This window comes from Streptomyces sp. MK37H, assembly GCF_018035285.1.
Taxonomy (GTDB): Bacteria; Actinomycetota; Actinomycetes; order Streptomycetales; family Streptomycetaceae; genus Streptomyces; species Streptomyces endocoffeicus.
This window is the reverse complement of record NZ_JAAAYH010000357.1, coordinates 1-9,357: the sequence shown is the minus strand read 5'-3', so window position 1 is coordinate 9,357 and position 9,357 is coordinate 1. Positions and strand designations below refer to the sequence as shown.

Sequence of the window (9,357 nt, the reverse complement as noted above, 5' to 3'; positions counted from 1 at the left end):
GACGCGGCCGCCGGTGGGCGGGACGCGGCCGATGAGCCGGCGGCGCCCGCTGAGCCGACGGCGCCCGAAGCCCCGGCTCGCCCGCGGCGCCCCGCGCCGCAGCGCCGCTCGTCCGATGCCCCCTGGCACCACGCGCGCCCCGCGCGGGACGAGGGCGCCGAGTCCCCGCGTGAGCCGCAGGCACCGGAACCGGAAGCGGAGACCGAGGCGTCCGGAGACGGACGCGGCGCGAAACCCGCGCCCGGCACCCCCGGTACCCCGGCCACCTCGGACGCCGCGCCCGGCACCCCAGGCACCCCGGACGGCACCCCGGCCACCCCGGACGCCACCCCCGACAACGACACCGACGACCAGCCAGGAGGCGCCGCGTGAACGACGTCCTCGACGTCGCGCTGCGACTGCTCGCACTCCTGCTCGCCTTCCTCGTGCTGCCCCTGGTCGTGGGGCAGACCGAGCACAAGGTCATGGCCCATATGCAGGGCCGCCTCGGGCCGATGTACGCGGGCGGCTTCCACGGATGGGCCCAGCTGGTCGCGGACGGCGTGAAGTTCGCGCAGAAGGAAGACGTCGTACCGGCCGGAGCCGACCGGCGGATCTTCCAGCTCGCGCCCGCCGTCGCCCTGCTGCCGTACCTCCTCGTCCTCGTCGCGATCCCGATCGGCCCCGCCGAGGGCGCGGTCGGCCAGGTCCTGGACGCGGGCATCTTCTTCGTGCTCGCCGTGCTGGGCGTCGGAGTGCTGGGTTCGCTGATGGCGGGCTGGGCCTCGGCGAACAAGTTCTCCCTCCTCGGCGGCCTGCGCACGGCCGCCCAGCTCATGGCGTACGAGCTGCCGATGCTGCTCACCGCCGCCTCCGTGGCGATGGCGGCGGGCACGGTCTCGCTGCCCGGCATCCTCGACGCGTTCGAGTGGTGGTGGGTGCCGTGGCAGATCGTCGGCGGGGTGGTGTTCTTCACCGCCGGGCTCGCCGAGCTCCAGCGTCCGCCGTTCGACGCGCCGATCGCCGATTCCGAGATCATCTTCGGTGCGTACACCGAGTACACGGGCCTGCGGTTCGCGCTCTTCCTGCTCGCCGAGTACGCGGGAATCGTCGTCCTGTGCGGGCTGACCACCGTCCTCTTCCTCGGCGGCTGGCACGGTCCGTCCGCCGACGGCCTCGGCTGGCTGTGGACCCTGCTGAAGACGGCCGTCCTCGCCTTCGTCGTGATCTGGCTGCGGGTCAGCTATCCGCGGCTGCGCGAGGACCAGCTGCAGCGGTTCGCCTGGACCTGCCTCATTCCGCTCTCACTGGCCCAGATCGCCCTCACCGGCGTCGTCAAGGTGGTGATCTCCTGATGGGCATCCCCGGATCCGGTCTGGCCAAGGGCCTGGCCGTCACCCTCCGCACGATGACCCGGAAGTCGCACACCGCGCAGTATCCGGACGCGCAGCCCGAGCTGCCGCCCCGCACCCGCGGGGTGATCGGGCTGTTCGAGGAGAACTGCACGGTCTGCATGCTGTGCGCCCGCGAATGCCCGGACTGGTGCATCTATATCGACTCGCACAAGGAGACCGTCCCCCCGGCCGCCCCGGGCGGGCGCGAGCGCAGCCGCAATGTGCTGGACCGGTTCGCGATCGACTTCGCGCTGTGCATGTACTGCGGTATCTGCATCGAGGTGTGCCCTTTCGACGCGCTCTTCTGGTCGCCGGAGTTCGAGTACGCGGAGGAGGACATCCGCGATCTCACCCATGAGCGGGACAAGCTCCGCGAGTGGATGTGGACGGTGCCCGCGCCGCCCGCGCTCGACCCGCGCGCGGAGGAGCCCAAGGAGATCGCCGCCGCCCGTAAGGCCGCCGACAAGCTCGCCGCCGCCGAGGCCGCGCGGGCCGCCGAGGCCGCGCAGGCCGAGGCCGAGCGCGGATCCGGTGGGACCGCCGGAAACGGAAACGGGACCGAGAACGGGAACGGAGCCGCCTCGTGAGCCCTGCGGTCCACTTGGCCGCCACCGGCCACGGGTTCCTGTCGCCGACCGGAGTCGAGATCGCCTTCCTGCTGGTGGGCATCGCGACCTTCGGCGCGGCCGTCGTCACCGTCACCACCAAACAGCTGGTGCACGCCGCCCTGTGGCTGGTGGTGGCGCTCGGCGGCCTCGCCGTGGAGTACCTCCTGCTCACGGCGGAGTTCATCGCCTGGGTGCAGGTGCTGATCTACGTCGGGTCCGTCGTCGTCCTCCTCCTCTTCGGGCTGATGCTCACCAAGGCGCCCATCGGCCGCTCCCCGGACGCCGATTCGGGCAACCGCCCGGCCGCGCTCGCCGTGGCCGTGGCCGCCGCGGGCGCCCTGGTGTGGGTGGTCGTGGACGCCTTCCGGACCACCTGGATCGAGCTGGACAAGGGCGTGCAGGGCTCCACCGCCGTCTCCGGTGAGAGCCTCTTCCGCCATTGGGTGCTGCCGTTCGAGGCGCTGTCCGTGCTGCTCCTCGCCGCGCTCGTGGGCGCGATCGTCCTGTCCCGCAAGAGCGGCGCCGACAGTGGCCGGGGCGCCGGCCACGGCAAGGAGAAGCGCTGATGCACCTCGCCTACCCCGCCGTGCTCGCCGTCCTCCTCTTCTGCACCGGTCTGTACGGCGTCCTCGCCCGCCGCAACGCGATCCTGGTGCTGATGTCGGTCGAGCTGATGCTCAACGCCGTCAACCTCAACCTCGTCGCCTTCGACGTCTGGCTCCGCGACACCCTGCACGCGGGCCAGGCGCTGACCCTCTTCATCATCGCCATCGCCGCCGCCGAGATCGGCATCGGCCTCGCCATCGTCCTGCTCGTGTATCGCAACCGCGGCACCTCCGACGTCGACCGGCTGCGGGACCTGGCCGACCCCCCGTCGGCCGGCCAGGACCCGATGGACGACAGCATGGCAGCCCCCACTGACAACGACGCAGACCAGGCACGACGCGCCCGGAGGCAGACCGCGTGACGACCACGACCGCCGCCGTTCTCGTCCCCCTCCTGCCGTTCCTCGGCGCCGTCGCCGGGCTCCTGCTGGGCCGCCGCGCCCCCGGTTTCGTCCGCCCCCTCGCGGTGCTGCCGACCCTCGCCGCGGCCGGGCTCGCCGTGCTCGTCGCCGTACGGCAGGGCGGCGGAGCGGGCGGCGGCACGGCCCCGCTGACCGCCGCGACCCGGCTCGCCGACACCGGCTCGGTCCCCATCGACCTGGCCCTCCAGATCGACGGCTTCGCCGCCCTGGTCGCGGTCCTCGTCGCCGTCGTCGCCTGCTGTGTGCAGATCTACTCGACCGGCTATCTGCGCGACGACCCCCGCTACCCCTCCTACGCCGCGCTCGTCTCCCTCTTCACCGCCGCGATGCTCCTCGTCGTCTACTCCGACGACCTGATCGTGCTGCTCGTCGGCTGGGAGATCATGGGCATCTGCTCGTACTTCCTGGTGGGCCACTACTGGGAGACCGCGGCCGCGCGCTCGGCGTCCCTGAAGGCGTTCCTGGTCACCAAGCTCGGCGACGTCCCGTTCCTGATCGGCATCTTCGCGCTCGCGGGCGACACCGGCACGTTCCGCATCAGCGAGATCCACACCCGGCTGACCTCCGAGACCGCCGGGGTGCCGCTGGACCATCCCACCCTGATCGCGCTGCTGCTGCTCGCCGGGGTCGCGGGCAAGTCCGCGCAGTTCCCGCTGCACACCTGGCTGCCGGACGCGATGGCCGGTCCCACCCCGGTCTCCGCGCTGATCCACGCGGCCACCATGGTCGCCGCCGGTGTCTATGTGGTGGCCCGGCTGCTGCCCGTCTTCGCCTCCTCGGCCGCCGCGCTCGCCGTCCTGGCCGCCATGGCGGCCGTGACGATGGTCGGCTCGGCGCTCGCCGCGCTCGCCCAGGACGACATCAAACGCGTCCTCGCCTACTCGACCGTCGGCCAACTCGGCTATATGACGGGTGCCCTGGCCGTCGACGACCGCGGCGCCGCCGTCTTCCACCTCATCACCCACGGCGCGTTCAAGGCGCTGCTCTTCCTCGGCGCGGGCGTGGTGATCCACGCCGCCGGCAGCAACTCCCTCGCCGCCATGTCCCGGATGAGCGGCCTCGCCCAGCGCATCCCCGACGCCTTCTGGACGATGACGGTCGCGCTGCTCGCGCTCGCCGCCATCCCGCCCTTCGCGGGCTTCTTCTCCAAGGAGGCCGTCCTCGGCGCGGCCGAGCACGCCGCCACCGGCCACACCTCCGGTGTCCCGGAGGGCGTCGGCTGGACCGTGCTCCTCGCCGGGCTGCTCACCGCGCTCCTCACCGCCGGATACGCGGCCCGGCTGTGGCTGCTCGCCTTCCGCGGCCAGGGCGAGCCCGTCCCCGACCACGGCAAGCAGCCGGTGGCCATGAACGTCGTCCTGTGGGTGCTGTTCCTCCCCACGGCCGCCCTCGGCCTCGCCTACGGCACGCTGCCCGACTGGTTCGACGGCGAGTCCCTCACCCCGACCCTCACCACGTCCGTCCTCGGCACCGGGCTGGCCCTCGGCGGCGCCCTCGTCATGTACGGCGCCTGGCGGCACAGCTCGGCGCGGGCCCGCCGGGTCCCGCTCGGCGCGGTGGCCGCCCACCCCGAGGCCGCCGACGCGGTCTCCGAGGCCGAGGCCATCGCCACCCACGAGGCGGCCTACGGCTCCATCGCGGGCGCCAGCGACCCCGCCGACCCCGGGCGGCTGCTCCTGGGCCCGCTGCACCGCCACGCGGCCGTCGGCTTCCACCTCGACGCCGTCTACAGCGCCCTGTTCGTCCGGCCCGCGCGGGCCGCCGCCCGGCTCGTCCACTTCCTCGACCGCGAGGTCGTCGAGACGTACGTACGCGGCGCGGGCGGTGCGCCCCGCCTGCTCGGCGCGGCCGTCCGCCGCGCCCAGACCGGCAATGTGCAGACTTACCTCGGCGCGCTGCTCGCGGGCTCCCTCGTCCTGGCCGTGGCCGCCGTCCTCGTCGCAGCGGGAGCCTGACCCGTGAACCACACCGTCCAGCAACTCCTCCTCGCCGCCCTGGTCGTGCTCCCCCTGCTCGGCTCCGTCGCCGCCCTGCTCCCGGCCCCGCCCGGGCTGCGCGGCAGCGGGCCCGACCAGGCCGTCATGCGCCACGGCGTGACCGTCACCGGCGTGGTGCTCGCCGCCGCCATCGCCCTGGCCGCCGGTTTCGACCACGACCACCCGGCCAGGATGCAGGCCCAGACCGACATCGGCTGGATCCCGGCCCTGGACATCCGCATCCACCTCGGCGTGGACGGCGTCTCGCTGCCGCTGCTCGTGCTGACCGCGCTGCTGACCTTCCTCAGCGCGCTCTACGCCTACTTCAACCGGCCCTCCGGGCCGTCCCCCAAAGCCTTCGTCGCGCTGCTGCTCCTCCTGGAGTCCGGCACCCTGGCCAGCTTCGCGGTGCTGGACCTGATGCTGTTCTTCCTGGCGTTCGAGATGGTCCTCATCCCGATGTACTTCCTCATCAACCGGTGGGGAGGCGCCGAACGGGAGCGCGCCGCCTGGCGGTTCATCCTCTACACGCTGCTCGGCTCCGTCGTCATGCTGCTCGGCCTCCTCCTCGTCGGGCTCAAGGGCGGCACCTTCGACATGGTGGCACTCGCCACTGACAACGGCTCCGGGCTGAGCCACACCACCCAGCTCATCGCGGCCCTCGCCATCATCGTCGGACTCGCCGTCAAGGCCCCGATGTGGCCGCTGCACAGCTGGCTGCCCGACGCCCACACCGCCGCCCCCACCGTCGGCTCGGTCCTGCTGGCGGGCGTGCTGCTCAAGATGGGCACGTACGGCCTCGTCCGCATCGTGCTGCCGATGACCCCCGACGCGGCCCACACCTACGCGCCCTACCTCGCCGCGTTCGCCGTCGTCGGCATCATCTACGGGTCCCTCGCCTGTCTCGCCCTCGCACGCACCGGCGCCAAGGGCGACCTCAAGCGCCTGATCGCCTACTCCTCCGTCGGCCATATGGGCTTCGTGCTGCTGGGCATCGCGACCCTCACCCCCACCGGCGTGAACGGCGCGCTCTTCGCCAACATCGCCCACGGCCTGATCACCGGACTGCTCTTCTTCCTGGTCGGCGCCCTCAAGGACCGCTCCGGCACCACCGACCTCGACCAGCTCTCGGGCACCAGCGGCGCCGCCCTCTACGGCAGGGCGCCGCGCCTCGGCGGTCTGCTCGCCTTCGGCGCCGTGGCCTCCCTGGGGCTGCCCGGACTCGCCGGGTTCTGGGGCGAGATGCTCGCCATGTTCGGCGCCTTCGACCCCGCCGACGGGCTCAGCCGCCCGGCGTATCTCACCTATATGGCGCTCGCCGCCTTCGGCACCCTGCTCACCGCCGCCTACATGCTCATCGTCGTACGGCGCGTCTGCATGGGCGACCATCCGATCGAGCCCGGGACCGGGACCGAGGCCGACCGGCCCGCCCTGGCCGACGTCCACGGCCATGAATTCGCCGCCTGGAGCCCCCTGGTGGCCCTCACCGTCCTCGCCGGACTGTGGCCCGCGGTCCTCCTCGGCCTCACCGACCCGGCCGTGCAGCAGCTCCTCGCGGGAGGCACCCGATGACTCCGAACGCCTCGAGCCTCGCCACGAGCCTCGTCCAGTCCGTCGACTGGCTCGCCGTCGCACCGCCCACCATCGCGGCGCTGACAGGCCTCGCCGTCCTCGTCGCGGACCTCTTCCTGCCCGAGGGCAGGAAGCATCTGCTGGGCTGGGGAGCGATAGCGGGACTGGCCCTGGCCGCGCTCGCCCTGCTGCCGCTGCTGGACGGCGACCGCTCCACCTTCTGCCTGACCACCGGCGCCCACGCGTGCAGCTACACGGCCGACACCTTCGCCCTCGTCATCCAGTTCCTGGTGCTCGGCGGGGCGCTGCTCACCGCGCTGCTGTCCTTCAGCGCCCTCGACGATCTCAAACTGCCCGCGGGCGAGTTCTGGTTCCTGCTGCTGTCCTCCGCCTCCGGGGCCGCCCTGCTGCCCGCTTCCCGCGATCTGGCCACCCTGGTCATCGCCCTCGAGGTGGCCTCGCTCCCGGCCTTCGCCCTCGTGGGCCTGCGCCGCGGCGACCGTCTCTCCTCCGAGGCCGCGCTGAAGTTCTTCCTCTCCTCGGTCACCGCGACCGCCGTGATGCTGCTCGGCGTCAGCTTCGTCTACGCCGCCACCGGCAGCCTCCACCTGTCCCGGATCGCCGACGCCCTCACCCATGTCGACCCGCGGCTGGACACGCTCGCCCAGGCGGGCGTCGTGCTCACTCTGGTCGGCTTCGCCTTCAAGACCGCCGCCGTGCCCTTCCACTTCTGGGTGCCCGACACCTACGTCGGCGCGCCGGTGCCCGTCGCGGCGTACCTGTCCGTCGTCGGTAAGGCGGTCGGGTTCTCCGGCCTCATCCTGGTGACCGTCCTCGCCTTCCCCTCCTACGCCGATGTGTGGGGCCCGGCCGGCGCCGTCCTGGCCGCCCTCACCATGACCGCGGGGAACGCCGCGGCGCTGCGCCAGCGCCCGGAGCGCGCCTTCAGCGCCGTACGCCTGCTCGCCTGGTCCTCCGTCGCCCAGGCGGGCTATTTGCTGGTCCCGATCGCCGCGGCCGGCTACGCCGACTCCGGCAAGGACGCTTCCCGAGCCATCGGCTCCACCGTGGCGTACGCCCTGATGTACGCGGTTGTGAACCTCGGCGCCTTCGCCGTGGCCGCCCTGGTGGCCCGTACGAGCCCGGCCAACCGGCTCACCGACTACCGCGGGCTGTACGCGGCCCGCCCGGGCGCCGCCCTGGCCCTGGCCTTCTTCCTGCTGTGCCTGGCCGGGCTGCCCCCGGGCGTCATCGGGCTCTTCGCGAAGGTGACCGTCTTCTCGGCGGCGGTGGACGCGGGTCTTGGCTGGCTGGCGGTGGTGATGGCGCTCAACGTGGTGGTGGCGCTGTACTACTACCTCCAGTGGACAGCGGTGCTCTTCCGCACCCCGGAGCCCGCTGCGGAGACGGAGCCCGTGCCCGCCACTGGGCCGGCCATCACCCGCACCCGCGCCGTCCCCCTTACGGCCGCCATCGCCCTCACCGCCGCCGCCGGAATCGCCCTCTCCGGCGCCCCGCAACTGGTCCTCCGGTTCGCCTCGAGCGCCTTGCTGTAACGGCGTACTGCGGGCGCCGCCCCGCCCGCGCGCTCGGTGCGCCGTGGGCCGCGCCTGCGTTGCGGCTGCCCGAGACCTCGCCGCGGTCGTCGGCATCGTGCCCCGCAACTGGTCCTCCGGTTCGCCTCGAGCGCCCTGCGGTAAGCACCCCCGCGGACCCCGCGGGACCGCACCCGTGTGCACAAGGGAACTGGTGCCCTTCGCCTGGCGTTGACTTTTTCAGGAGGGTCCACTGGAAGGTGGAGACACCAGGCAAAGCGTTCCCCTGCGGCACAACGGGAGGGCACACAGTGCACCGCCGGCACAACGGGCTGAAGACCGCCGTACTCCTCGGTGGTCTGTCCGCGATCATCATCCTCATCGGCAGCCTCTTCGGCCGTACCGGGCTGATCATCGCGGTCGTCGTCGCACTCGGGACCAACGCCTACGCCTACTGGAACAGTGACAAGCTGGCCCTGCGCGCGATGCGCGCCCGCCCCGTCAGCGAGTTCGAGGCGCCGGGGCTGTACCGCATGGTGCGCGAGCTCTCCACGGCCGCGCGCCAGCCGATGCCCCGGCTCTACATCTCCCCGACCGAGGCCCCCAACGCCTTCGCGACCGGCCGCAACCCCCGTAACGCGGCGGTCTGCTGCACCGACGGCATTCTGCGGCTGCTGGACGAGCGCGAGCTGCGCGGGGTCATCGGCCATGAGCTCAGCCATGTCTACAACCGCGACATCCTGATCTCCTCGATCGCGGGCGCGCTCGCCAGCGTCGTGATGTTCCTGGTGAACTTCGCCTGGCTGATCCCCATGGGCCGGTCCGACGACGACGAGGGCCCCGGCTTCCTCGGCATGCTGCTGATCATGATCCTCGGCCCGCTCGCGGCCTCCATCATCCAGCTCGCCGTGAGCCGCTCCCGCGAGTACGAGGCGGACGCCTCCGGCGCCCAGCTCACCGGCGACCCCCTGGCCCTCGCCAGCGCCCTGCGCAAGCTGGAAGCGGGCACCAAGCAGCTTCCGCTGCCGCCCGAGCCCCGTCTGGAGACCGCCAGTCATCTGATGATCGCCAACCCTTTCCGCGCCGGTGAGGGCATGGCCAAGCTCTTCTCCACCCACCCGCCCATGCGGGAGCGCATCGCCCGCCTCGAGCAGATGGCAGGAGGCCGCCGACCGTGAAAACGCTCCTGAACCTGATCTGGCTGATCTTCTCCGGCATCTGGATGGCGATCCTCTATCTCCTCGCCGGGGTCCTGCTCTTCATCAC

8 protein-coding genes and 1 pseudogene are annotated in these 9,357 nt (G+C 72.4%); all 9 read left to right on the top strand.

The window, feature by feature from the left end; translation table 11 throughout:
- Nucleotides 1-372, top strand: a pseudogene (locus GWI24_RS34055) (hypothetical protein); the annotation flags it as partial.
- Complete coding sequence (locus GWI24_RS34050) at nucleotides 369-1,334, top strand: complex I subunit 1 family protein (protein ID WP_210949915.1); 966 nt, start codon at nucleotides 369-371, stop codon at nucleotides 1,332-1,334. The pseudogene GWI24_RS34055 and the gene GWI24_RS34050, both read left to right, overlap by 4 nt.
- A complete protein-coding gene (locus GWI24_RS34045; protein WP_210949914.1) occupies nucleotides 1,334-1,960 on the top strand; it encodes an NADH-quinone oxidoreductase subunit I in 627 nt (208 codons plus the stop codon). Before GWI24_RS34050 ends, GWI24_RS34045 begins: the two co-directional genes overlap by 1 nt.
- On the top strand, nucleotides 1,957-2,547 hold the full coding sequence (locus GWI24_RS34040) for an NADH-quinone oxidoreductase subunit J (protein WP_210949913.1): 591 nt from the start codon (nucleotides 1,957-1,959) through the stop codon (nucleotides 2,545-2,547). Before GWI24_RS34045 ends, GWI24_RS34040 begins: the two co-directional genes overlap by 4 nt.
- Nucleotides 2,547-2,948 (top strand): NADH-quinone oxidoreductase subunit NuoK, encoded by a 402-nt coding sequence (nuoK, locus tag GWI24_RS34035; protein ID WP_210949912.1) that lies wholly within the window; start codon nucleotides 2,547-2,549, stop codon nucleotides 2,946-2,948. The genes GWI24_RS34040 and nuoK overlap by 1 nt, the downstream gene beginning before the upstream one ends.
- Nucleotides 2,945-4,963, top strand: a complete 2,019-nt coding sequence (locus tag GWI24_RS34030) for an NADH-quinone oxidoreductase subunit L (RefSeq protein ID WP_210949911.1) — start codon at nucleotides 2,945-2,947, stop codon at nucleotides 4,961-4,963. Before nuoK ends, GWI24_RS34030 begins: the two co-directional genes overlap by 4 nt.
- 3 nt (nucleotides 4,964-4,966) lie before the next feature.
- On the top strand, nucleotides 4,967-6,556 hold the full coding sequence (locus tag GWI24_RS34025) for a NuoM family protein (RefSeq protein WP_210949910.1): 1,590 nt from the start codon (nucleotides 4,967-4,969) through the stop codon (nucleotides 6,554-6,556).
- A complete protein-coding gene (locus tag GWI24_RS34020; RefSeq protein WP_210949909.1) occupies nucleotides 6,553-8,112 on the top strand; it encodes an NADH-quinone oxidoreductase subunit N in 1,560 nt (519 codons plus the stop codon). The genes GWI24_RS34025 and GWI24_RS34020 overlap by 4 nt, the downstream gene beginning before the upstream one ends.
- Nucleotides 8,113-8,402: 290 nt before the next feature.
- Nucleotides 8,403-9,269, top strand: coding sequence for a zinc metalloprotease HtpX (htpX, locus tag GWI24_RS34015; protein ID WP_210949908.1), 867 nt, complete (start codon nucleotides 8,403-8,405; stop codon nucleotides 9,267-9,269).
- Nucleotides 9,270-9,357: the final 88 nt, after the last annotated feature.